Source organism: Duganella sp. HH101, from assembly GCF_001758795.1.
GTDB lineage: Bacteria > Pseudomonadota > Gammaproteobacteria > Burkholderiales > Burkholderiaceae_D > Rugamonas > Rugamonas rivuli.
Window position 1 is genome coordinate 277,621 of the sequence record NZ_LRON01000002.1, and the last position, 21,911, is coordinate 299,531.

Annotated in this window: 21 protein-coding genes; 14 read left to right on the forward strand and 7 right to left on the reverse strand. The window is 63.8% G+C overall.

Annotated features, from left to right (window positions below):
• Positions 1-42 precede the first annotated feature (42 nt).
• From DUGA2_RS04050 to fdxA, 3 genes are all read right to left on the reverse strand, one after another.
• Positions 43-1,278: a polyhydroxyalkanoate depolymerase gene (locus tag DUGA2_RS04050; RefSeq protein WP_070267343.1), complete on the reverse strand. Its 1,236-nt coding sequence runs from the start codon at positions 1,276-1,278 to the stop codon at positions 43-45.
• 218 nt (positions 1,279-1,496) lie between these two features.
• The gene (locus DUGA2_RS04055; protein ID WP_008445667.1) at positions 1,497-2,564 is read right to left on the reverse strand and encodes an NAD(P)/FAD-dependent oxidoreductase; all 1,068 of its coding nucleotides are present in this window, start codon (positions 2,562-2,564) and stop codon (positions 1,497-1,499) included.
• A gap of 110 nt (positions 2,565-2,674) precedes the next feature.
• On the reverse strand, positions 2,675-2,998 hold the full coding sequence (fdxA, locus tag DUGA2_RS04060) for a ferredoxin FdxA (RefSeq protein WP_008445669.1): 324 nt from the start codon (positions 2,996-2,998) through the stop codon (positions 2,675-2,677).
• 243 nt (positions 2,999-3,241) lie between these two features.
• Between fdxA and DUGA2_RS04065 the strand changes: the two genes are divergently transcribed.
• Complete coding sequence (locus DUGA2_RS04065; protein ID WP_008445672.1) at positions 3,242-3,523, forward strand: polyhydroxyalkanoic acid system family protein; 282 nt, start codon at positions 3,242-3,244, stop codon at positions 3,521-3,523.
• A 97-nt stretch (positions 3,524-3,620) separates the two neighbouring features.
• On the opposite strand, the gene DUGA2_RS04070 is transcribed toward DUGA2_RS04065, so the two are convergent.
• Entirely contained in the window at positions 3,621-3,872 is a 252-nt protein-coding gene (locus DUGA2_RS04070) for an acyl-CoA-binding protein (RefSeq protein WP_020705202.1), read from the reverse strand.
• 183 nt (positions 3,873-4,055) lie between these two features.
• On the reverse strand, positions 4,056-4,361 hold the full coding sequence (locus tag DUGA2_RS04075) for an HU family DNA-binding protein (RefSeq protein ID WP_328595527.1): 306 nt from the start codon (positions 4,359-4,361) through the stop codon (positions 4,056-4,058).
• Positions 4,362-4,547: 186 nt separating this feature from the next.
• On the opposite strand from DUGA2_RS04075, the gene DUGA2_RS04080 reads away from it, so the two are divergent.
• Positions 4,548-5,324 carry a hypothetical protein gene (locus tag DUGA2_RS04080; RefSeq protein ID WP_070267344.1) on the forward strand — a complete coding sequence of 259 codons (777 nt, stop codon included), beginning with the start codon at positions 4,548-4,550 and terminating at the stop codon, positions 5,322-5,324.
• 9 nt (positions 5,325-5,333) lie between these two features.
• Here the strand turns inward: DUGA2_RS04080 and DUGA2_RS04085 are convergent, their stop codons facing one another.
• Positions 5,334-5,690, reverse strand: coding sequence for an FKBP-type peptidyl-prolyl cis-trans isomerase (locus tag DUGA2_RS04085; RefSeq protein ID WP_070267346.1), 357 nt, complete (start codon positions 5,688-5,690; stop codon positions 5,334-5,336).
• 140 nt (positions 5,691-5,830) lie between these two features.
• Between DUGA2_RS04085 and DUGA2_RS04090 the strand changes: the two genes are divergently transcribed.
• The 7 genes from DUGA2_RS04090 (at position 5,831) to DUGA2_RS04120 (ending at position 15,348) form a co-directional block, all read left to right on the forward strand.
• Positions 5,831-6,802, forward strand: a complete 972-nt coding sequence (locus DUGA2_RS04090) for a cytochrome D1 domain-containing protein (protein ID WP_070267348.1) — start codon at positions 5,831-5,833, stop codon at positions 6,800-6,802.
• Entirely contained in the window at positions 6,802-7,749 is a 948-nt protein-coding gene (locus tag DUGA2_RS04095) for a polysaccharide deacetylase family protein (protein WP_083296198.1), read from the forward strand. The genes DUGA2_RS04090 and DUGA2_RS04095 overlap by 1 nt, the downstream gene beginning before the upstream one ends.
• Complete coding sequence (locus DUGA2_RS04100; RefSeq protein ID WP_070267350.1) at positions 7,746-8,741, forward strand: sterol desaturase family protein; 996 nt, start codon at positions 7,746-7,748, stop codon at positions 8,739-8,741. The genes DUGA2_RS04095 and DUGA2_RS04100 overlap by 4 nt, the downstream gene beginning before the upstream one ends.
• Positions 8,741-9,577 (forward strand): EI24 domain-containing protein, encoded by an 837-nt coding sequence (locus DUGA2_RS04105; protein WP_070267351.1) that lies wholly within the window; start codon positions 8,741-8,743, stop codon positions 9,575-9,577. Before DUGA2_RS04100 ends, DUGA2_RS04105 begins: the two co-directional genes overlap by 1 nt.
• Positions 9,574-10,359, forward strand: a complete 786-nt coding sequence (locus tag DUGA2_RS04110) for a molybdopterin-binding protein (protein ID WP_070267353.1) — start codon at positions 9,574-9,576, stop codon at positions 10,357-10,359. Before DUGA2_RS04105 ends, DUGA2_RS04110 begins: the two co-directional genes overlap by 4 nt.
• Before the next feature lie 366 nt (positions 10,360-10,725).
• Positions 10,726-13,848, forward strand: coding sequence for a transglycosylase domain-containing protein (locus DUGA2_RS04115; protein WP_070267654.1), 3,123 nt, complete (start codon positions 10,726-10,728; stop codon positions 13,846-13,848).
• Positions 13,849-13,983: 135 nt separating this feature from the next.
• A complete protein-coding gene (locus DUGA2_RS04120; protein ID WP_070267355.1) occupies positions 13,984-15,348 on the forward strand; it encodes a TAXI family TRAP transporter solute-binding subunit in 1,365 nt (454 codons plus the stop codon).
• A 6-nt stretch (positions 15,349-15,354) separates the two neighbouring features.
• On the opposite strand, the gene DUGA2_RS04125 is transcribed toward DUGA2_RS04120, so the two are convergent.
• The gene (locus DUGA2_RS04125; RefSeq protein ID WP_070267356.1) at positions 15,355-15,813 is read right to left on the reverse strand and encodes a rhodanese-like domain-containing protein; all 459 of its coding nucleotides are present in this window, start codon (positions 15,811-15,813) and stop codon (positions 15,355-15,357) included.
• Positions 15,814-16,124: 311 nt separating this feature from the next.
• On the opposite strand from DUGA2_RS04125, the gene glnA reads away from it, so the two are divergent.
• From glnA to corA, 5 genes are all read left to right on the forward strand, one after another.
• Complete coding sequence (gene glnA / locus DUGA2_RS04130; protein WP_008445691.1) at positions 16,125-17,540, forward strand: type I glutamate--ammonia ligase; 1,416 nt, start codon at positions 16,125-16,127, stop codon at positions 17,538-17,540.
• 125 nt (positions 17,541-17,665) lie between these two features.
• Positions 17,666-18,166 carry a DUF4124 domain-containing protein gene (locus tag DUGA2_RS04135; RefSeq protein WP_070267358.1) on the forward strand — a complete coding sequence of 167 codons (501 nt, stop codon included), beginning with the start codon at positions 17,666-17,668 and terminating at the stop codon, positions 18,164-18,166.
• The gene (gene glnL, locus DUGA2_RS04140; RefSeq protein WP_070267359.1) at positions 18,163-19,260 is read left to right on the forward strand and encodes a nitrogen regulation protein NR(II); all 1,098 of its coding nucleotides are present in this window, start codon (positions 18,163-18,165) and stop codon (positions 19,258-19,260) included. The genes DUGA2_RS04135 and glnL overlap by 4 nt, the downstream gene beginning before the upstream one ends.
• A 69-nt stretch (positions 19,261-19,329) precedes the next feature.
• Positions 19,330-20,829 (forward strand): nitrogen regulation protein NR(I), encoded by a 1,500-nt coding sequence (ntrC, locus tag DUGA2_RS04145; protein WP_070267361.1) that lies wholly within the window; start codon positions 19,330-19,332, stop codon positions 20,827-20,829.
• Between the two features lie 73 nt (positions 20,830-20,902).
• Positions 20,903-21,871: a magnesium/cobalt transporter CorA gene (corA, locus tag DUGA2_RS04150; protein WP_008445695.1), complete on the forward strand. Its 969-nt coding sequence runs from the start codon at positions 20,903-20,905 to the stop codon at positions 21,869-21,871.
• Positions 21,872-21,911: the final 40 nt, after the last annotated feature.

Here is a 21,911-nt window from a genome sequence, read left to right on the forward strand (position 1 = left end):
GTCGCCAGCGCACACGGGCGTCTGGTGGAGGGCGGTGTCCGCTCAGCCGTGTTTCTTGATGAACTCGGTGATTTTCGGGCACACCATCTCGCGCCAGCGGCGGCCGGAGAAGATGCCGTAGTGGCCGGCGCCGGGCGCGACATAGTCCTGTTGCATGTCGGCCGGGATGCCGGTGCACAGGTCGTGCGCGGCCTGGGTCTGGCCGGCGCCGGAGATATCGTCCAGCTCGCCCTCGACGGTGAACAGCGCCACCGAGGTGATGTCCTGCGGCCGCACCAGCTTGCCGCCGACCTGCCACGTGCCCTTGGGCAGCGCAAAGTCCTGGAACACGGTCTTGATGGTGTCCAGGTAGTATTCGGCCGGCATGTCCAGCACGGCGTTGTATTCGTCGTAGAACTTGCGGTGGCTGTCGGCCGGCTCGTCGTCGCCTTCGACCAGGTGCATGTAGAACTCGCGGTGGCTCTGCGCGTGGCGGCCCGGGTTCATCGCGATGAAGCCGGCGTGCTGCAGGAAGCCCGGGTAGACCTTGCGGCCGAAGCCGGGGTAGTTCGGCGGCACCGCGTAGATCACGGTGTTTTCAAACCACGAGAATTTCTTTTCGGTGGCCAGGTTGTTGACCTGCGTCGGCGAGCGGCGCGGGTCGATCGGGCCGCCCATCATGGTCATGGTCTTCGGCAGCGCCGGATCCTTGGCGCTGGCCATCAGCGAGATCGCCGCCAGCACCGGCACGGTAGGCTGGCACACGGAGATCACGTGCACGTCCGGGCCCAGCTGGCGGATGAAGTCCTGCACGTAGTAGATGTAGTCGTCCAGGTGGAACGCGCCTTCCGACAGCGGCACCATGCGCGCATCGGTCCAGTCGGTGATGTAGACGTCGTGGTCGTGCAACAGGCCGCGCACGGTGTCGCGCAGCAGCGTCGAATGGTGGCCGGACAGCGGCGCCACCAGCAGCACGGTGGGCTGCTTGAGGGCCTTGATCTTCTTGTCGTCCAGGTCTTTCTTGAAGTGGATCAGGCGGCAGAAGGCCTTGTTGACGACGACCTGTTCGATGATGCCGACGTTCTCGCCCTTGAGCTCGATGGTGTCGATTTCAAACGCAGGCTTTTCGTAATCCTTGCCCAGCCGGTACATCAGCTCGTAACCTGCCGCGATCCGCTGCGAAAATGGCGTGTGCGCCAGCGGCGACACCGGATTGCTGAACATCTTGGACGAGGCGTCGGCCCATTGCATCAGGGGCGTCAGGAACGAGCGTTGCATTTCGTGCAGTTGGTAGAGCATATGTATTCCTGGGATCGAGAGCTTGGTGCGATGCACCAATACCATACATCATAAGCCAGATTATAGAATAATTGTTCGTGACGTAAAGCATTCCAAAATACTGCGGGGCAAGCCTACGTATTATCCACAGTGCCGCCACAGTCAAACAATAATACCGCCGAACCAATAAAAAAAGCAGCGTTTCCGCTGCTTTTGTGTAGGACAGTTGCTTACCGCACTTAATCGAAGACTGGCGTCTCGACGCCGAGCACCTTGTGCAGCTTTGGCGAAGTGGTGGTGTACTGCATGTGGATCTTCTTGTCCGGGAAGATGTAAGGGGCGGCGCCGAAGGCGGCCAGCGCGGCTTCGTGGAAGCCCGACAGGATCAGTTTTTTCTTGCCCGGATAGGTGTTGATGTCGCCCACGGCGAAGATGCCCGGCACGTTGGTTTCGAACTTTTCCGTGTTCTGCACCTTCAGCTGGCGGCGCTCGATGTCCAGGCCCCATTCGGCGATCGGGCCCAGCTTCGGCGACAGGCCGAAGAACACCAGCAGCATGTCCAGCGGCACGCGGCGGGTGACGCCGTCGGCGCCGGTCACTTTGAGCTGCGACAGCTTGCCGTCGGCATCGACTTCATGGCCGGTGGCCTGGCCGATGATCAGCTGCATCTCGTATTCATCGCACAAGGCTTTCATCTTGGCGACCGAAGCGGGCGCGGCGCGGAAGTCTTCGCGGCGGTGCAGCAGCACGACCGACTCGGCCTTGCCGACGAAGTTCAGCGCCCAGTCCAGCGCGGAGTCGCCGCCGCCGCAGATGACCAGGTTCTTGCCTTCGAACAGGGCAGGGTCCTTGACCTTGTAGTGCAGCTGCGAGCCTTCGAACACTTCGATGCCGTCGACCTTCAGCGTGCGCGCCTGGAACGAACCGACGCCGGCCGCGATGAAGATGGTCTTGGTGATGAAGGCGGTGCCGGTGCTGGTTTCGACGTCGAAGCGGCCGTCGTCGCGGCGCGCGACCTTGGTCACTTCCTGGCCCAGGTGGAAGGTCGGCTCGAACGGCTCGATCTGCTTGAGCAGGTTGTCGGTCAGTTCCTGGCCGGTGCACGACGGCACGGCAGGGATGTCGTAGATCGGCTTGTCCGGGTACAGTTCCACGCACTGTCCGCCCACCGCGCCCAGCGAATCGATCACGTGGGCTTTGATTTCCAGCAGGCCGAGTTCGAAGACCTGGAACAGGCCGACCGGGCCGGCGCCGATGATGACGGCATCGGCTTCGATGACGCCAGGAGGAGTGACAGTGCTATTCATACGTGGGTTCCTGTTATTTCAGTAATGGTTAGGCAACACGAGGCTGCGCGCCGGCTGTCGCCAGCGGACGCGGAAGGCGCTGCCCCTTTGCTGCCTCGCCAGACGGTGTCTTAGCGTACCAGCAGGTGCAGTTTTTCTTTGACGTCCTTGAACTGATCCGCTTCCGGCAGCGGAGGGATAGTCTTGGTGATCGAAGGCCAGTTGCGGGCGAGGTCGACGTTGATCTTGATGAATTGCTGCTGGTCGCCCGGCACATCTTCTTCGGCGAAAATCGCATTGACCGGGCACTCGGCCACGCAGACGGCGCAGTCGATGCACTCGTCCGGATCGATGGCGAGGAAGTTCGGGCCTTGGCGGAAACAATCTACCGGGCAAACATCGACGCAGTCCGTGTAGCGGCAGCTGATGCAAGATTCGGTGACAACGTGGGTCATAACAGTCCTATCAATGTTGGTGTGCAGCGGCGTCGGCGGCGGTGGGATGGCCCGGCTAACCTCAGCAAAGCACTGTATTTTAAGGTAATTCGCTATTTCTCACAAATTGCGCTTATATACAATACATATAAGCAAATTCGTTCCGGCGCTGGGCGGGAAAGCGCGGGGCTCCGGCGCGGCCGGGCTGGCGCAGCCGCGGCGCAACTGGCATCATGGCGCTTTTTTGATTACCGAGGATGCCGGATGGCAGATATCAACATCGCCCAGGCCCACCACCTGGCGCCGGAAGCGGCCCGCGCGGCCGCGCAGCAAGTGGCCGACAAGCTGGCCGAGCAATTTGATTTGGAATGTGTCTGGGATGGCGATGTGCTGCGTTTCGAGCGCAGCGGCGTCAGCGGATCGCTGAGTTTGCTCCCGGAAGAGGCCCGGCTGCATATCGAACTGGGCTTCCTGTTCGGCGCGTTCGCCTCGCAGATCGAGGCCAAGGTGGCCGATAAAATGCGCCGCGTGTTCACGGGCGCCTGACAACTTGGGGTCAAGTCTGACATTCGGACACGGCCTCTGCTGTAACGTCGTGTTACAGCAGAGGCCGTGTCCGAATGTCAGACTTGACCCCAGCGGTTTATTTCAGGCCTTCGATCAGGTCGATGTACTGCTGCTTGGCCTCGTCCAGCGAGGTGCCTTGCAGTGCGGCCCAGGCGTCGAACTTGGCGCGGCCGACGAAGTCGGTCATGCCTGGACGGTCGCCGCTGGCGTCGCCCGCCGAGCCTTGCTTGAACAGCGCGTAGATTTTCAGCAGCGTCATGTTGTCCGGACGCTCAGGCAGATTCTTGGAATCGAGCTGGGCTTGCGCGAATTGCTCTTCTAAACTCATCACTTCTCCTCGTGTGGGTGTGGGGTACGCGCCATCATACCCGCAGCCACCGCAAAAACGCCTAGAGGGACTCCTCAAAAACAGAACGGCGGGCATGCCAGTCCGAGGACATGGCATGCACCGCCGTTTCCGGTGCCCTCGCGGGCACTGACACTGCGGCGCGAACGCCGCGTGCTGGCCTGCTTACTTCTTCTTGGTCGGGTTGACGGCCGATTTCAGGGTGGCGCCAGCCGAGAATTTAGGAGTTTTCGACGCGGCGATCTTGATCGCTTCGCCGGTTGCAGGATTGCGGCCTTTACGGGCAGCGCGTTTCGCCACGGAGAAGGTGCCGAAGCCGGTGATGCCTACCGTGTCGCCTTTTTTCAGACGCTCGGTGATGATGGCGATCAGAGTATTCACTGCACCGTTGGCGGCAGCAGCGGACACTTCAGTGCGTTTCGCAAATTCTGCAATCAATTCGCCTTTTTTCATTACTACCTCCTTGGTTATTAGAGCGCGCAGATTAGCATAAATATTGTCAAATGTAATGGTTTCTGTACGAAGTAGCCCTTACAGTAGCTGCCGCGCCACGCTGCACTGCAATAAAACCCCCGTGTTTACAGGCGCTACGCGGTGCGAGCGATGCCGCCATACGCCGTAAAAAGGTTTATGATGGAACGACCACGGACGGGAATTATGACCTTTTCAGACGAGACACTGATTGCATACGCCGACGGCGATCTGGACGACGCCACCCGTCGTTCCGTCGAGTCCGCCATGCGCCGCGACAGCAGCATCGGCCGCCGCGTCGAGCGCTTGCGCGCCGCGCGCGACGAGCGCTATGCCGGGCACGTCCAGCCCGGCCTGGAACTGGGCGCCCATCCGCGCGCCAACGTGGTGCAGCTGGCCACCGTGCGGGCGCAGCGCGCCGCGCAGCAGCAGGCCGCGCGCAAGGCCGCCAAGCGCCAGTGGGGCTGGCTGGAATGGAGCGCGCTGATGCTGGTCATGGTGCTGGGCCTGGCGGCCGGCAAGTTCGGCCTGGGGCGCTGGCAGCCGGGCTGGTTCGGCGATGCGCCTGCCGCGCCCACCACGGTGGCCAGCCGCAACGGCATGCTGATCGCGCAGGGCCGGCTCGATGGCGCGCTGAGCCAGCAGATGGGCGGTGCCGCGCCGTCGGAGGGCGAGGTGCGGGTGGGCTTGAGTTTTCTGTCGAACGAGGGCGGTTACTGCCGCAGCTTCACGCTGGTCGGCCTGAGCCAGGATCTGGTGGGGATAGCTTGCCGCGCGGGCGACGAATGGCGGATACCGGTGCTGGTGCAGAACGCGCGGCCGGTGCCGGCGATGGGCGCCTACCGGATGGCCGGCACCGAAATGCCGACGGCGCTGCTGGAAGCGATAGACCAGCGCATCGTCGGCGGCATGCTCGACACGCGAGCGGAGCTGGAAGCGCTGCGCAGGAACTGGCAGCGCTAGCGAGCGTGGTTAAACGCCCAGCAGTTCGACGTCGAAGATCAGCGTGGCGTTCGGCGGGATCACGCCGCCGGCGCCGCGCGAGCCGTAGCCCAGGTCGGCAGGGATGATCAGCTGGCGCGCGCCGCCGACCTTCATGCCTTGTACACCTTCGTCCCAGCCGCGGATCACCATGCCGGCGCCCAGGGCGAATTCGAAAGGATCGTTGCGGTCTTTACTGGAGTCGAACTTCGGACCCTTGCTGCCGTCGTCGTTGCGCAGCCAGCCGGTGTAGTGCACGGTGACGTTCTGGCCGGCTTTGGCTTCGGCGCCTTCGCCCTCGGTCAGTTCGATGTATTGCAGGCCGGATTCGGTGGTGATGGTGGACATGATTTTCCTTCTATGGATACGTTAAAGACAGCCTCGAATTGTAGCAGGGCGCCCGGGCACAGGAATAATTACGGCATTTGTCTCGTCCCGGCGCAGTTTGCACGTAAAATAAACGTTTTGCTCTTTCAAGCGATTTTTTCATGCTCTGTAGTTTCCGCCGTATCGTGCTTTCCTGTGTCTGCGCCGTCACTGCCATCGGCAGCGCGCAGGCGAACGTAGTGGTTGTGCTCAACTCGCGCGACGCCACCATACAGCTGCTGGACCAGGAGACGTACAAAGACCTGTCCACCATTCCGGTCGGCAAAGAGCCGCACCACCTGATGTCGACCCCGGATAACAAATCCCTCATCGTCGCCAGCTCGGTGGGCAACGAGCTGATCTTCCTGGATCCGAAGACCGGCCAGGTCCAGCGCACCATCAAGGACATCCTCGACCCGTACCAGATCGGCTTTTCGCCGGACCAGAAGTGGTTCGTGTCGAACTCGCTGCGCCTGGACCGCGTCGACCTGTACAAATACGACGGCGCCAGCCTGACGCTGGCCAAGCGCATCCCGCTGGCCAAGCTGCCCAGCCACATGGCCTTCAACGCCGCCAGCAATATGGTGTTCATCACCCAGCAGGGCAGCGACCAGGTCAGCGCCATCGACCTGAACACGCAGACGCTGAAGTGGACCATGTCGGTCGGCAAGCTGCCGGCGGGTATCGCCATGACGCCCGACGACAAGTACCTGCTGGTCGGCATCATGGGCAGCGACTACGTCGAAGTGATCGACTGGAAAACCCAGAAGACCGTCAAGCGCATCAAGACCGGCCAGGGCGCGCACAACTTCCGCGCCGCCGGCGACGGCCGCTACACCTATGTGTCGAACCGGGTGTCGAACTCGATTAACATCATCGACCAGAAGACGCTGGAAAACGTCGGCCAGATCAATGTGCCCGGCGGCCCGGATTGCATGGAAGTGACCGCCGACGGCAAAACCATGTGGGTAACGCTGCGCTGGATCAAGAAGGTGGCCGTGATCGATCTGGCCACCCGCAAAGTGACCAAGCTGATACCGGTGGGACGCTCGCCGCACGGGGTGTTCTTCTTTAACTCCGCCCAGCGCATGTAATGAAGGCCGCCGCCGCCCTGACCGTGCTGGCGCTGGCGGCCTCGCCGGCGATGTCGGCCGCCGGCCAGGCCGGCGCCGCCAACAATGGCGCGCGTGAGCTCAACGACGCCGCCCGCGCCGCCAACGACCACGCCCGCAACCTGAACGGCCCGGCGCGCCGCGCCGCCGCCGGCGCTGCGCTGGCTACTGCCGCCAAGCCGCAGGCCGCCGTGCTGCGCCACAGCGCCTGCAAAGGCACCATCTACCTGACCTTCGACACCGGCAGCCAATCCCAGGCCGGCCTGATCGCCGATACGCTGAACCGCCACCAGATCAAGGCCACCTTCTTCCTGGCCAACGAGAAAACCGTCAACGGCGACTATTCGCTGGACCCGTCCTGGTCGGCGTACTGGAAAGCCCGCGTGGCCGAAGGACATGCGATCGGCTCCCACACCTTCGACCACGACGTGCTGGCCAAGGACGGCGCCAACGGCGCCATTCTGGTCAAGCCCGGCTTCGGCGCGCACGCCGGTAAAATTATTTCGCTGACGCCGGCGCAGTATTGCGAAGAGATCAAGCGGGTCGACCAGCGCTTCGTCGAGCTGACCGGCAAGCACCTGGACCCGATCTGGCGCGCGCCGGCCGGCCGCACCACGCCGCGCACGCTGGCGGCGGCGCAGTCCTGCGGCTACGCCCACGTGGGCTGGGCGCCGGCCGGTTTCTCCGGCGACGAGCTCTCCAGCACGGCCTACCCGAATGCGGTATTGTTGCAAAAGTCGCTGCGCGACCTGCGCGATGGCGACATCTTCGTCGCCCACATGGGCATCTGGTCGCGCAAGGAGGCGTGGGCGCCGGCCAACCTTGAGCCGCTGATCAGCGGCCTGGAGCAAAAGGGCTATTGCTTCGCCACGCTGCGCGAGCATCCCGACTATCTTTCACAGTTCAAGCCGAGTTCGAAACACCCATGATGCAATTAATTTCCGACTGGCTGGGCGCCGCCCAAGGCTGGTTGTTCGAGACCGTGATACAGCCGCTGGTGTTCCAGCTCGGCTGCGGCGAATTCATCGAGGAAGCCTTCGAAGGCACGGAATGGCTGCTGATCGGCATGCTGGAGCTGACGCTGCTGTTCCTGGTGCTGCGCCCGCTGGAGGCGATGATCCCGGTGCACAAGATCACCGACCCGCGCGCGCGCTGGAACGATTTCCTCTACACCGTGCTGCACCGCATCGGCCTGTTTTCGGTGCTGATCTTCTTCACGCTCGATCCGCTGATGGACAGCGTGGCGGCCATGCTGCGCTTTGAAAGCTTCCATCCGCTCAACCTCGAAACCCTGATGCCGGGCATCAGTCCGCTGGGCAGCTTCATGGTCTACTTCGTGGTGCTGGATTTCTTCGATTACTGGTACCACCGCGCCTCGCACCAGTTCAACTGGTGGTGGGGGCTGCACGGCCTGCACCACAGCCAGCAGAACATGAACCTGTGGAGCGACAACCGCAACCACCTGCTCGACGACCTGCTGCGCGACGTCTACATGGGCGTGATCGCGCTGTGCATCGGCGTCGAGCCGGCGCAGTACGTGATGCTGGTGTCGGTCTCGCGCATCCTGCAAAGCCTGCAGCACGCCAATGTGCGCATCCACTTCGGCCGCGTCGGCGAATGGCTGCTGGTGTCGCCGCGCTACCACCGCATGCACCACGCGATCGGCGTCGGCCACGAATCGCACGGCAAGGGCACGCTGGGCGGCTGCAATTTCGCCGTGCTGCTGCCGGTCTGGGACATCATTTTCCGCACCGCCAATTTCACGCCGCAGTTCGTCGCCACCGGCATCCGCGACCAGCTGCCGCAGACCGATGAGCGCGGCGTGGTCACGCCGGGCCGCGAGTACGGCCGGGGCTTCTGGGCGCAGCAATGGCTGGGCCTGAAGCGCATGGTGGAATACGCACGCAAGGATGTGGTCTGATGAACCAGGTACTACGCTCCTGGGGCCGGGCCTTCCTGTCGCAATGGCACGGCAAGATGCTGGCGATGAGTTTGGCGCCGTTTCTGCTGGCGGTCGGCGTGTGGGCCGTGGCGCTGTATTTCTGGCTGCAACCGCTGATCGATTACGTGCACGCGCAGTTCGCCGAGCACAATCTGTTCGCGCCGGCCGGCAACCTGCTGGCGTCGCTGGGGCTGGCCTTCCTGAAGACCGTGATGCCGCCGCTGATCGCGATGCTGCTGTTCCTGCCGCTGATGATCTTGACCGCGCTGATCTTCATCGGCGTGATCGCGATGCCGCTGATCGGCCGCCACGTCGGCCTGCGCCACTATCCGCAGCTGGAGCAGCGCAAGGGCGGCAGCCTGCTGGGCAGCGCCGTCACCGCGCTGGGCGGCATGGCGATCTTCATCGGCCTGTGGATCGTGACGCTGCCGCTGTACTTCTTCCCGCCGCTGGCGGTGATCGTGCAGGCGCTGCTGTGGGGCTGGCTGACCTGCCGCGTGATGGTGTACGACGCGCTGGCCGACTACGCCAGCGCCGAGGAGCGCCGCCAGATCCTGGCCGAGCACCGCTGGCGCCTGCTGGCGATCGGCGTCATCTCCGGCGCGGCCGGCGCCGTGCCGGGCGCGATCTGGCTGGGCGGCACCGTGATGGCGGTGGTGCTGTTCCCCTTCCTGGCGGCGGCGTCGATCTGGCTGTATGTGCTGATTTTTATCTTCACCGGCTTGTGGTTTGCGTATTATTGTCTCGATGCGCTGGCGCGCTTGCGCGCCGCGGCCGTTGTTGTCACCACCATTGAAGAAAGCGGGCAATCATGACGATCGGTCTCATCATCATCGGCGACGAAATCCTGTCCGGCAGGCGCGTCGACCAGCATTTCCCCAAAGTCGTGCAACTGCTGGCGGCGCGCGGCCTGCAACTGAACTGGGCCGAAGTGCTGGCCGACGATCCCGAGCGCATCACCGCCACGCTCAAGCGCACCTTCGCCAGCGACGACATCGTGTTCTGCTGCGGCGGCATCGGCGCCACGCCGGACGACCACACGCGCCTGGCCGCCGCCAACGCGCTGGGCCTGCCGCTGGTGATGCACGAGCAGGGCAAGATCAACATCCAGCAGCGCATCCTGCAAATGGGCCGGGACGCCGGCCAGGAAGTCGACCTGAACTCGGCCGAGAACCTGCACCGCCTGAAGATGGCCGAATTCGCCCAGGGCGCGGCGCTGATTCCTAACCCGTACAACAACATTGCCGGTTTCTCGCTGCACAAGCATTACTTCGTGCCGGGCTTCCCGGTGATGGCCTGGCCGATGATCGAGTGGGTGCTCGACCACCACTACGCCGACCTGTTCAACCGCGAGCCGCGCCTGGAGCAGTCGGTGCTGGTGTACGAGACCGCCGAATCGGCGCTGACGCCGCTGATGGTGGAGCTGGAGGCGCAGTTCCCGCGCGTGAAGGTCTTCAGCCTGCCGAGCGTGGGCGATGCGCACACGCGCCGCCACATCGAGCTGGGTGTCAAAGGCGAAGCGGTCCAGACAGCCACTGCGTTTATCCAATTGTGCGCTGAGCTCAAGAAGCTCCGTGTAGAGTTCAGCAACACTTAGTGCCACACTGTTATCAAACGCTGACAGACGGCGTTCTTCCCCCGGGAAGAGCGCCGTTGTTTTTTTGCGAAAAACAAACGGCGCGGTAAAATTATTCTGCTGCCGCGCCGGTTCGCGCGTCGCCGATGTGGTGCAATGGAAGCTAGCAATGTAGTGCATACATTCGAGTAAGTTTTACTGAAACAGCTGACCGGTTTGAATCATATGTTAAGCAATCGTCGTTTCCGCCGGCCCCGTATTGTTGTTCGCGCAGTGCGCAAATTGCGCGCAGGCGCCGCAGCACTTGGCTATCGTCGCACCCGGCACCTGCGTGTCGTGCCGCCGCCCACTCCCGAGCAAACCGAAGCGCATCTGGCCCAGGCCCAGATGGACCCGCCTCCGCCTGCGTTGCCGCCGAAGAGCAAGCGCTCGCGCAATGCTTTCCTGCTGGTGCTGCTGGTCGGCCTGTCGTTCGCGGTCTACTGGGGCGTGCAGGAAACCCGTACCTCCAGCATGCAGGCGCGCATCTTCACCGACCTGGTCGGCAAGATGACCTACAAGATGGAGCCGGGCGCCAGCAAGGCTATCCGCTTCCCGAAAGACAGCCCGTACGACGAGCGGCTCGGCTACGCCAGCCTGCCGGACTACCTGGGCAAGCTGAGCGCGCGCGACTACCAGGTCAGCGCCCAGGTGCGCATCTCGCCCAAGATGGCCGAGCTGGCCGACATGGGCGTGTTCGCCACCTACCGCGAGAAGACCAAGACCGGCCTGACGATCTACGATTGCCGCGCGCAGCAACTGTTTGCCGCCAGCTATCCCGAGCGCATCTACAACAAGTTCGAGCAGGCGCCGATGGCCTTGATTAACAGCCTGCTGTTCATCGAAAACCGCGAGCTGCTCGACACCAAGTACCCGACCCGCAATCCCGCCGTCGAATGGGACCGCTTGGGCAAGGCCGTGATTGAAAAGAGCGTCAACTCGGTTGCCGGCGGCGGCCATCGCGCGGCGGGCGGCAGCACGCTGGCCACGCAGATCGAGAAATACCGCCATTCGCCGGAAGGCCGCACCGGTTCGATGAAGGACAAGCTGCAGCAGATGGTGTCGGCCAGCCTGCGTTCCTACCAGGATGGCCCGGACACCACCAAGGCCCGCCGCCGCATCGTGCTCGACTACTTGAACACGGTGCCGCTGTCGGCCAAGCCCGGCTACGGCGAGGTCAACGGCATCGGCGACGGCATGTGGGTGTGGTATGGCCGCAGCTTCGCCGACTTCAACCGCCTGCTGGGCGGCAAGCTCGACAACCCGGATGCGGAAACCGCGCTGACCTACAAGGAAGCGCTGAGCCTGATGATTGCGCAACGCCGTCCGAGCTATTACCTGGGCGCCGGCGCGGCCGACCTGGAAGTGCTGGCCAACAGCCACCTGCGCATCCTGGCGCAGGACGGCATCATCACGCCGGCCATGCGCGACATGGCTTTGCAGCAGAAGCTGCATCCGGCCACCGGCAATGGCCTGGAGTCGGCGCCGGCGATGACCTTCGTCACGCGCAAGGCGTCCAACGCGATCCGCAACCACCTGGCCAACCTGCTGGGCGACAACCGCATGTACAACCTGGACCGGCTCGACCTGAGCGTGGTCAGCACGCTGGACGCGCAAGCCCAGACCGCCGTCACGCAAGTGCTGCGCGACCTGCGCGATCCCGAGAAGGCCAAGGCCGCCGGCCTGACCGGCAAGGGCATGCTGGGCAACGGCGATCCGGCCAATGTGGTGTACAGCTTCACCTTGCTGGAGAAGGGCGAGCAGAACAATCTGCTGCGCCTGCAGACCGACAACTTCGACCAGCCGCTGGACATCAACGAAGGCGCCAAGCTGGACCTGGGTTCGACCGCCAAGCTGCGCACGCTGGTGACTTACCTGGACATCGTCGACCAGCTGCACCGCAAGTACGGCGGCATGGACGCGGCGGCGCTGGGCAATGTGCGCATCGACCCGCAGGACAAGCTGTCGCAATGGGCGCTGGAGTACTTCAAGGCGCTGCCGCTGGAGAAGGGCGGACGCGAGCTGACGCCGATGCTGAACGCGGCCATGGAGCGCAAGTATTCGGGCAATCCGGGCGAGGGCTTCTTCACCGGCGGCGGGCTTCACCACTTCGGCAACTTCTCCAAGGAAGACAACGGCAAGATCCTGACCGTCACCGAGGCGCTGCGCCATTCGACCAACCTGGTGTTCGTGCGCCTGATGCGCGACGTCGCCAAGTACTACATGTTCCAGACGCCGGGCTCGTCGGCGTCGCTGCTGGCCGATGCGGACGATCCGCGCCGCGCGCAATACCTGGCGCGCTTCGCCGACAAGGAAGGCAAGGAATTCCTGGCGCGCTTCTACGTCAAGTACAAGGGCAAGCAGGCGTCCGAGCTGGACAAGGTGCTGCTGGCCAACATCCGCAGCACGCCGGTGCGGCTGGCGGTGATCCACCGCACCGTCTATCCGGCGGCCAGCCAGCAGCAGTTCGCCGCCTTCCTGAAGGACAACCTGCCGTCGCAGAACGAGGTGCCGGAAGAGCGCGTCGCCAAGCTGTACGAGCAGTATGCGATCGACAAGTGGTCGCTGGCCGACCGCGGCTACCTGGCCAGCGTGCACCCGCTGGAACTGTGGATGGCGGCCTATATGCGGCTGCACCCCGGCGCCACGCTGTCGCAGATGACGGCGGCCAGCGAGCAGGAGCGGCAGGAAGTCTACCAGTGGCTGTTCAAGACTCACCACAAGCACGCGCAGGACAAGCGCATCGCCGGCCTGATCGAGGTGGAGGGCTTCATGGAAATCCACAAGCAGTGGAAGAAGATGGGGTATCCGTTCGATTCGCTGGTGCCTTCGTATGCGACCACGCTGGGGGCGTCGGCCGACCGGCCGGCGGCGCTGGCGGAGATGATGGGGATTATCGTCAACGGCGGCGTGCGCAAGAGCAGCCAGCGTATCAGCTCGCTGCACTTCGCCGAGGGCACGCCGTATGAAACGGTCGTCACCAAGGGCAAGCCGACCGCCAACGAACAGGTGCTGTCGCCGGAGGTGGCGCGGGTGGTGGCCGACGCGATACGCGGCGTGGTGTCGGACGGCACGGCCAAGCGGGCGCGCACGGCCTTCGTCGGCTCGGACGGCAAGGTGATCCCGGTGGGCGGCAAGACCGGCACCGGCGACCAGCGTTTCGACGTCTACGGCGGCGGCGGGCGGCTGATCGAGTCGCGCTATGTGAACCGGTCGGCGACGTTTGTGTTCAATATCGGCGAGCGCTTCTTCGGTTCGATGACGGCCTATGTGCACGGTCCGGAATCGAAGAACTACGACTTCACCAGCGCGCTGCCGGTGCAGCTGCTGGTGGTGCTGGCGCCCAACCTGATGCCGCTGATCGAGCCGCATCCGGTCGCCAGGCCGGGGGCGACGCCGCCGGCGATCGTCAAGACCGGCGGCAACGCCACCGCGGCGGTGACGCCGCCGCTGCAGGCCTGCGGCGGCTGATACTACCCCGTACGGCGGCACACCAGGGTCGGACCCCGTACGGGGTCCGACCCTTTGCTTGCGGGGGCGGGTTTCCCTTGCATAGTTGCCCGTTTGTTGGCAATGTATCAGCCCATGAAACCGATACGCCATCACATGTCCAAAATCCTCAAGTTCACGCAGTTCTCAGTGCGGGACTTGTTTGTCGCCGCCGCACCCACCATCGCGCTGATTGCCGGCGTCTGCCTGCTGGCCTACTGGCTGGTGGACCCGGCGCCGCCGCGCACGGTGCGCCTGGCCACCGGCCAGGAAAACTCCGCCTACGAGGAATTCGGCAAGAAATACGCGGCCGCGCTGGCCAAGCACGGCGTCAAGGTGACGCTGGTGCCGTCCGCCGGCTCCGGTGAAAACCTCAAGCGCCTGCGCGCCGGCGAAGTCGACATCGCCTTCGTGCAAAGCGGCTCCACCAACGAGGAAGCGGCCGAACGCGAAGGCCTGACCTCGCTGGGCAGCCTGTTTGTCGAGCCGCTGTGGCTGTTCCTGCGCGAGACCAAGGGCAAGCCGCCCATCACCCAGCTGACCCAGCTGAAGGGCTTGAAGATCAACTACGGCCCCAAGGGCGCAGGCGCGCCGCGCCTGTTCCGCCAGGTGCTGGAACTGAACGGTGTCGAGAAGGGCGAGGTCGAGCGCTTCTCGCTGGCCAACACGCCGGCCACGGTGGAGCTGCTGGAAGGCCGCATCGACGGCCTGGTGTTCACCTCGGCGCCGGAGGCGCCGCTGATCCAGATGCTGCTGCAAACGCCGGGCATCAAGCTGTTCAACTTCAACCAGGCCGAGGCCTACGCGCGCAAGCTGCCCTTCCTGACGCACGTGGTGCTGCCGCAGGGGATCGTCGACCTGGGCCGCGACATCCCGGCCGAGGACTACAACCTGATCGCCCCCACCGCCACGCTGGTGGCGCGCGACGATCTGCATCCGGCGCTGACCGACCTGTTCGTGCAGGCGGCCAGCAGCATCCACAGCGGGGCCGGCTGGTTCTCGCAGCAGGGCCAGTTCCCGTCGGCCAAGTACACCGAGATTCCGGTCGACGCCGAGGCGGCCAAGTACTACAAGAGCGGGCCGCCGCTGCTGCAACGCTACATGACGTTCTGGCTGGCCAATTTCTTCGACCGCATGTGGGTGGTGGTGGTGGCGCTGGGCGCGCTGATACTGCCGCTGTCCAAGGTGGTGCCGCCGCTGTACGTGTGGCGCATCCGGTCGCGCGTGTACCGCTGGTATGGCCAGCTGCGCGCGGTGGAGCAGGCGGTGGAGGATGCGCCGGAAGGTTCGCGCATGGAGGTGTACGAGGCGCAGCTGCTGCGCCTGAACGAGATCGAGGACCTGGTCAACCAGGTGTCGATCCCGCTGTCGTTCGCGGACGGCTTGTACGGCTTGCGCAGCCACATACAGTTCGTGCGCAAGCGTATCCAGTTCCTGATGGGCGAGTCGGCGCCCGCCGTGGATGAGGCGGTGGCGGTGTAACTGGCGTCAGGCGCCGGTCCAGGGCAGGTCGGCCTTGCACCAGCCGTTGACGTTCTTGCGGTGGCCGCGCTCGTCCTTGTCGCCTTCGAAGCCTTCCAGGATGTCGTAGCAGTGCTTGTAGCCGTGCTCGGTCGCCAGCTTGGCCGCGTTGCGCGAGCGCACGCCCGAGCGGCACAGGAACAAGATCACCTGGTCCTTGCGCACCACCGAATTCAATTCCTCGATGAACTCGTGGTTGGCGATGCCGCCCGGGTAGATGGTCCACTGGACTGCACCATGTTGGGCTTCCGGGATCGCCACCCGCCCGACCCAGTCGCGCTCCGCATGGGTGCGCACGTCGATCAGCTTGACGGCGTTGTCGGCGCTGATCAGTTCATAGGCTTCCTGGGGCGTGACGGCGCCCGCGTACGGCCAGTCTTTGCTGCGGCTGCGCGCCAGCGCCAGAATATCGTCTATTTTGCTCATGTCATGTTCCAGAAATAAGTTTGAGTTTATTATAGGCTTCCTGCACGCGCACCACAGGCAGGCGCACCAAAGCCGTGCGTTTTACGGAAATATTCCAAAAATGCACAAATACGGTGCAATATCTCGAACATGCACTCCCTTGGTGCGGCATTGATCTGCCTCATATTGTGGCACTTGGGCCGGCCGGCGAATTTTAGATTCATTTGCCTGCAAGTTCAAAGACGCTATCGACATAAGCTGATGAGTTTTATGCTGGCACGAATACTGCTTACCAAGAGCGCACGAGCCCCACATTCCTTTAGGAGATACGCATGGCAATGACAGCCGCAGAAGTTCTGAAAATGGTCCAGGAAAACGAAGTCAAATTCGTTGATTTCCGTTTCGCCGACACCCGTGGTAAAGAACAGCACGTTACCGTGCCTGTGTCGCACTTCGACATCGACAAGTTCGAATCGGGTCACGCCTTCGACGGTTCCTCGATCGCCGGCTGGAAGGGCATCGAAGCATCGGACATGATTTTGCTGCCGGATCCAAACACCGCGAACATCGACCCGTTCATGGAAGAGACCACGCTGTTCATGCAGTGTGACGTTATCGAGCCTGCCGACGGCAAGGGCTACGACCGCGATCCACGCTCCATCGCCAAGCGCGCCGAGGCCTACCTGAAATCGTCGGGCATGGGCGACACCGCCTACTTCGGCCCTGAGCCGGAATTCTTCATCTTCGACAGCGTGCGCTGGAAGATCGACATGTCCGGCTGCTTCGTCAAGATCGATTCCGAAGAAGCATCGTGGACCACCGGCGAGAAGCTCGAAGGCGGCAACACCGGCCACCGTCCTACCGTCAAGGGCGGCTACTTCCCAGTGCCGCCAGTGGACAGCTTCCAGGACATGCGTTCGGAAATGTGCCTGATCCTGGAATCGCTGGGCATCCCGGTCGAAGTGCACCACCACGAAGTGGCCGGCGCCGGCCAGAACGAAATCGGCACCAAGTTCTCGACCCTGGTCGAACGCGCCGACTGGACCCAGAACCTGAAATACGTGGTCTGGAACGTGGCCCACAGCTACGGCAAGACCGCCACCTTCATGCCTAAGCCTATCGTTGGCGACAACGGTTCCGGCATGCACGTGCACCAGTCGATCTGGAAAGACGGCGTCAACCTGTTCGCCGGCGACGGCTATGCCGGCCTGTCCGACACCGCGCTGTACTACATCGGCGGCATCATCAAGCACGCCAAGGCGCTGAACGCGATCACCAACCCAGGCACCAACTCGTACAAGCGTCTGGTTCCAGGCTTCGAGGCGCCAGTGAAACTGGCGTACTCGGCTAAAAACCGTTCGGCTTCGATCCGTATTCCGCACGTGGCCAATCCTAAGGGCCGCCGTATCGAAACCCGCTTCCCGGATCCACTGGCCAACGTCTACCTGTGCTTCGCAGCGCTGCTGATGGCTGGCCTGGACGGTATCGCCAACAAGATCCACCCGGGCGAAGCCGCATCGAAAGATCTGTACCACCTGCCGCCGGAAGAAGACGCACTGATCCCAACCGTGTGCTCGTCGCTGGAAGAAGCGCTGGACAACCTGAACAAAGACCGCGAGTTCCTGACCCGTGGCGGCGTGTTCAGCGACTCCATGATCGACGCTTACATCGAACTGAAAATGCAGGACGTCCAGCGCATGCGCATGACGACTCACCCTGCCGAGTTCGACATGTACTACTCGCTGTAACAGCCAAGCGCCGGCAACGCCGGTGCGGCTGGTGCGGTACAAAACGCGGGGCGAGCAGAGCTTTCCCCGCGTTTTTCTTTGGATGTTGTATATTCGGGATGGATAGTTCCACCCACGGATTACGAATGACAACTCGTTTCAACAGATGCGCAGTGCCGGTGTTGCTTGCACTGCTGGGCTGCACCGCCGCCCAGGCGCAGATCTACAAGTGCACCACGCCCAACGGCAGCATCGAGTACACCGATATCAACCGCGGCAGCTACTGCAAGGCGATGGACTTGCCGGGCACCGTGGTGCCGGCGCCGCCGCGCCGCCAGGGCACGCCCGCGCGCGTTCCCGGCGTGCCGGCGCCGGTCAGCACGCCGGGGGATTTCCCCCGCGTCGACAGCGCCGAGCAGCGCGCCCGCGACGCCGACCGCCGCGGCATCCTGGAGGACGAGCTGAAAACCGAAACGCAGAAGCTGGCCGAGTTGCGCAAGGAGTTCAACAACGGCGAGCCGGAACGGCGCGGCGATGAGCGCAACTACGCCAAGTACCAGGAACGGGTGGCCGGCATGCGCGACAACATCAGCCGCTCGGAAAAGAATGTGGAAGCCTTAAAACGTGAGATCGCGAATATCCGATGACTTTAGTCAGTAAGCAAGCCGGCCGGCACAGCCTGCCTTCGCTGGCGGGGCTGGAACTGCTGGCCTCGGCCGTGGTGCTGCTGGACGCCGACGGCCAGATCGTCTACGCCAACGCCGCCGCCGAAAACCTGCTGGAGAGCTCGCTCAAGGCGCTGTCGCGCCAGACGCTGAGCGCGCAGTTCCTCAACCCCGGCGAACTCGACAACATCTGCGCCCAGGCGCGCGAGCACAAGTTCTCCGACCTGCGCCAGGACTTGATGCTGGAGCGGGCCGGGCGCGATGCGTTGCATGTGCACAGCATCGTCTCGGTGCTGGACGAACCGGCCGGCCACATCCTGATCGAGCTGCGCGAGCACCTGCAGCACCTCAAGCTGGACCGCGAGGAGCGCATCCTCGACCAGAGCCAGGTCAACAAGGAGCTGATCCGCAACCTGGCGCACGAAATCAAGAACCCGCTGGGCGGCATACGCGGCGCCGCGCAGCTGCTGGAGATGGAGCTGCCGGCGCTGCACGCGGGCCAGCTGCGCGAGTACACCCAGGTCATCATCAAGGAGGCCGACCGCCTGCAGACGCTGGTCGACCGCCTGCTGGCGCCGCACCGCCGGCCGCACATCGTCGGCGACGTCAACATCCACGAAGTGCTGGAGCGCGTGCGCAGCCTGATGCTGGCCGAGTTCCCGTCCGGCCTGACGATCTTGCGCGACTACGACGCCTCCATCCCCGAGTTCCGCGGCGACAAGGAACAGCTGATCCAGACCGTGCTCAACATCGCCCACAACGCGGCGCAGGCGCTCGCCAGCCGCATCGACAACGGCGATGCGGAGATCGTTTTCAAGACGCGCGTGGCCCGGCAAGTCACCTTGGCCAAGGTCCGCTACGGGCTGGCATTAGACTTGCATATCATTGACAATGGACCGGGCATCGCGCCCCAGATCCGCGACCGGATTTTCTACCCCTTGGTGTCGGGCAGGGAAGGCGGCAGCGGCCTGGGCTTGACCCTAGCGCAAACCTTCGTGCAACAGCACATGGGCGTGATCGAGTGCGAGAGCCGGCCTGGATATACGGATTTCCGCATCCTGCTGCCGCTGCCATAAGCCCTGGCTGGCAGGGGCGGATGCCGGGTCCCTTGATTGACGATCCATATTGCGGGATACACACAACACATGAAGCCAATCTGGATAGTAGACGACGACGAATCGATCCGCTGGGTACTGGAAAAAGCGCTGGCCCGGGAAAACCTGGCCACCAAGAGTTTTGCCAACGCGCGCGACGCCATCGCCGCGCTGGAGTTCGAGACGCCGCAGGTGCTGGTGTCCGACATCCGCATGCCGGGCGACTCCGGCCTCGACCTGCTGCAACTGGTGAAGTCGCGCTTCCCCGGCCTGCCGGTCATCATCATCACCGCCTTCTCCGACCTCGATTCGGCCGTCGCGGCCTTCCAGGGCGGCGCCTTCGAATACCTGGCCAAGCCGTTCGACATCGACAAGGCCGTCGAGCTGATCCGCCGCGCGCTGGACGAGAGCCTGCGCGAGACCAGCGTTGAATCGGGGCCGTCGGAAACCCCGGAAATCCTCGGCCAGGCGCCGGCGATGCAGGAAGTGTTCCGCGCCATCGGCCGCCTGTCGCAATCGAATGTGACGGTGCTGATCACCGGCGAATCGGGCTCGGGCAAGGAGCTGGTGGCGCGCGCGCTGCACAAGCACAGTCCGCGCGCGGCGCAGCCCTTCATCGCGCTCAACACGGCGGCTATCCCCAAGGACTTGCTGGAATCCGAATTGTTCGGCCACGAGCGCGGCGCCTTCACCGGCGCCCAGACCACGCGCCGCGGCCGCTTCGAGCAGGCCGAGAACGGCACCTTGTTCCTCGACGAGATCGGCGACATGCCCTTCGATTTGCAGACCCGTTTGCTGCGCGTGCTGTCGGACGGCCACTTCTACCGCGTCGGCGGCCACCAGCCGCTCAAGGCCAACGTGCGGGTGATTACCGCCACCCACCAGAACCTCGAACAGCGCGTGCGCGAAGGCTTGTTCCGCGAGGACTTGTATCACCGCCTCAACGTGATCCGCCTGCGCCTGCCCAGTTTGAGGGAGCGGCGCGAGGACATCCCTATTTTGGTGCGCCACTTCCTGGTGCAGAGCGCCAAGCAGCTGGGCATGGAAGCGAAGCGCATGAGCGACGCCACCTTGCAGTTCCTCAGCGGCCTGGATTTGCCGGGCAATGTGCGCCAGCTGGAAAACCTGTGCAACTGGATCACGGTGATGGCGCCGGGGCAGACGGTGGAGGTCAAGGACTTGCCGCTGGAGCTGACGCAGGAGCAGGGCGGCGGCGCCGCAGCGCCGGCGCCGGCCGAGCACTACGCGCCGGTGCAGCACCACGGCACGGTGATGGCGATACCGGTGCCGGAAGCGGGCCAGCATGCGCCGGCCGGTTCGCCGGATGCCTGGCTGGGACTGCTGGAGGCGCAGGCCGCCACCATGCTCAGCGGCGGCCAGCAGGAAGTGATGGCGGTGCTCGGACGGCAGTTCGAATCGGCGCTGATACGCACGGCGCTCAAGCACACGCATGGCCGCAAGAACGACGCGGCGGTGCGCCTGGGCATAGGCCGCAACACCATCACCCGCAAGATCGCCGAACTCGGCATCGACGGCGCCAAGGACGATTGATCCCGGCGCCGGCGCCGGTTTGAGGTAAGCTCTTGGCTGATGAAGCCAAGGGCTTTTTTTTTATGGAAACAGTATGTTGATTAATTGCGTGGCCTATCAGGACGGCCAGAAGCTGGCGGACATTCCGGTCGAGGAGATCAGCGACTACATCGAGAAGCCGGAAACCTTCGTCTGGGTCGCGCTGCGCGACGCCCAGCCGGACGAACTGTCCATCATGCAGCAGGAATTCGGCCTGCACGAGCTGGCGGTGGAGGATGCGCGGCGCGGCCACCAGCGGCCCAAGATCGAGGAGTACGGCGATTCGCTGTTCGTGGTGGTGAAGACCATCGAATGCCGCGACAACGATATCGCCATCGGCGAGGTCGACATCTTCGTCGGCGACAGCTATGTGCTGTCGGCGCGCGACGGCGGCAGCCAGCAGGGCTTCCTCGGCGTGCGCGCGCGCGCCGAGAAGGAGCCGCATATGTTGCGCCTGGGCCCGGCCTTCGTGCTGTATGCGCTGATGGACGCCGTGGTCGACCGCTACTTCCCGGTGCTGGACATGCTGGAAACCGAGCTGGAAAAAATCGAGGAGCTGATCTTCAGCCAGGGCCGGCAGCGCGACAACATCCAGCGCCTGTATGAGCTCAAGCGCAAGGTGACGATCGTGCGCCACGTGGTGTCGCCGCTGATGGAGGCGGTGGGGCGCTTGCACGGCGGCCGCGTGCCGGCCATGTGCCAGGACACGCAGGAATACTTCCGCGACGTGCACGACCATTTGCACCGCATCAGTTCCTCGCTCGATACGATACGCGACACCATCGCCACGGCGATCCAGGTCAACCTGTCGATGGTGGCGATCGAGGAGAGCGAAGTGAACAAGCGGCTGGCGGCGTGGGCGGCGATCTTCGCGATCTGCACCGCGTTTGCCGGCGTGTGGGGGATGAACTTCAAGGTCATGCCGGAGCTGGAATGGAAGTACGGCTATCCGTTCGCGCTGTCGGTGATGGTGGGCGTGTGCCTGTACCTGCACCGGCGCTTCAAGAAGGCCGGCTGGCTGTAGCAAAAAAAACGCCCCGTGTGGCCGTGCGACGATCTTGAGC

What these genes read in the sequence shown, in the direction of transcription:
- DUGA2_RS04050 (WP_070267343.1), bottom strand. Translation starts at nt 1,278, where the DNA reads ATGCTCTACCAACTGCACGAAATGCAACGCTCGTTCCTGACGCCCCTG.
- DUGA2_RS04055 (WP_008445667.1), bottom strand. Translation starts at nt 2,564, where the DNA reads ATGAATAGCACTGTCACTCCTCCTGGCGTCATCGAAGCCGATGCCGTC.
- fdxA (WP_008445669.1), bottom strand. Translation starts at nt 2,998, where the DNA reads ATGACCCACGTTGTCACCGAATCTTGCATCAGCTGCCGCTACACGGAC.
- DUGA2_RS04065 (WP_008445672.1), top strand. Translation starts at nt 3,242, where the DNA reads ATGGCAGATATCAACATCGCCCAGGCCCACCACCTGGCGCCGGAAGCG.
- DUGA2_RS04070 (WP_020705202.1), bottom strand. Translation starts at nt 3,872, where the DNA reads ATGAGTTTAGAAGAGCAATTCGCGCAAGCCCAGCTCGATTCCAAGAAT.
- DUGA2_RS04080 (WP_070267344.1), top strand. Translation starts at nt 4,548, where the DNA reads ATGACCTTTTCAGACGAGACACTGATTGCATACGCCGACGGCGATCTG.
- DUGA2_RS04085 (WP_070267346.1), bottom strand. Translation starts at nt 5,690, where the DNA reads ATGTCCACCATCACCACCGAATCCGGCCTGCAATACATCGAACTGACC.
- DUGA2_RS04090 (WP_070267348.1), top strand. Translation starts at nt 5,831, where the DNA reads ATGCTCTGTAGTTTCCGCCGTATCGTGCTTTCCTGTGTCTGCGCCGTC.
- DUGA2_RS04095 (WP_083296198.1), top strand. Translation starts at nt 6,802, where the DNA reads ATGAAGGCCGCCGCCGCCCTGACCGTGCTGGCGCTGGCGGCCTCGCCG.
- DUGA2_RS04100 (WP_070267350.1), top strand. Translation starts at nt 7,746, where the DNA reads ATGATGCAATTAATTTCCGACTGGCTGGGCGCCGCCCAAGGCTGGTTG.
- DUGA2_RS04105 (WP_070267351.1), top strand. Translation starts at nt 8,741, where the DNA reads ATGAACCAGGTACTACGCTCCTGGGGCCGGGCCTTCCTGTCGCAATGG.
- DUGA2_RS04110 (WP_070267353.1), top strand. Translation starts at nt 9,574, where the DNA reads ATGACGATCGGTCTCATCATCATCGGCGACGAAATCCTGTCCGGCAGG.
- DUGA2_RS04115 (WP_070267654.1), top strand. Translation starts at nt 10,726, where the DNA reads ATGGACCCGCCTCCGCCTGCGTTGCCGCCGAAGAGCAAGCGCTCGCGC.
- DUGA2_RS04120 (WP_070267355.1), top strand. Translation starts at nt 13,984, where the DNA reads ATGTCCAAAATCCTCAAGTTCACGCAGTTCTCAGTGCGGGACTTGTTT.
- DUGA2_RS04125 (WP_070267356.1), bottom strand. Translation starts at nt 15,813, where the DNA reads ATGAGCAAAATAGACGATATTCTGGCGCTGGCGCGCAGCCGCAGCAAA.
- glnA (WP_008445691.1), top strand. Translation starts at nt 16,125, where the DNA reads ATGGCAATGACAGCCGCAGAAGTTCTGAAAATGGTCCAGGAAAACGAA.
- DUGA2_RS04135 (WP_070267358.1), top strand. Translation starts at nt 17,666, where the DNA reads ATGACAACTCGTTTCAACAGATGCGCAGTGCCGGTGTTGCTTGCACTG.
- glnL (WP_070267359.1), top strand. Translation starts at nt 18,163, where the DNA reads ATGACTTTAGTCAGTAAGCAAGCCGGCCGGCACAGCCTGCCTTCGCTG.
- ntrC (WP_070267361.1), top strand. Translation starts at nt 19,330, where the DNA reads ATGAAGCCAATCTGGATAGTAGACGACGACGAATCGATCCGCTGGGTA.
- corA (WP_008445695.1), top strand. Translation starts at nt 20,903, where the DNA reads ATGTTGATTAATTGCGTGGCCTATCAGGACGGCCAGAAGCTGGCGGAC.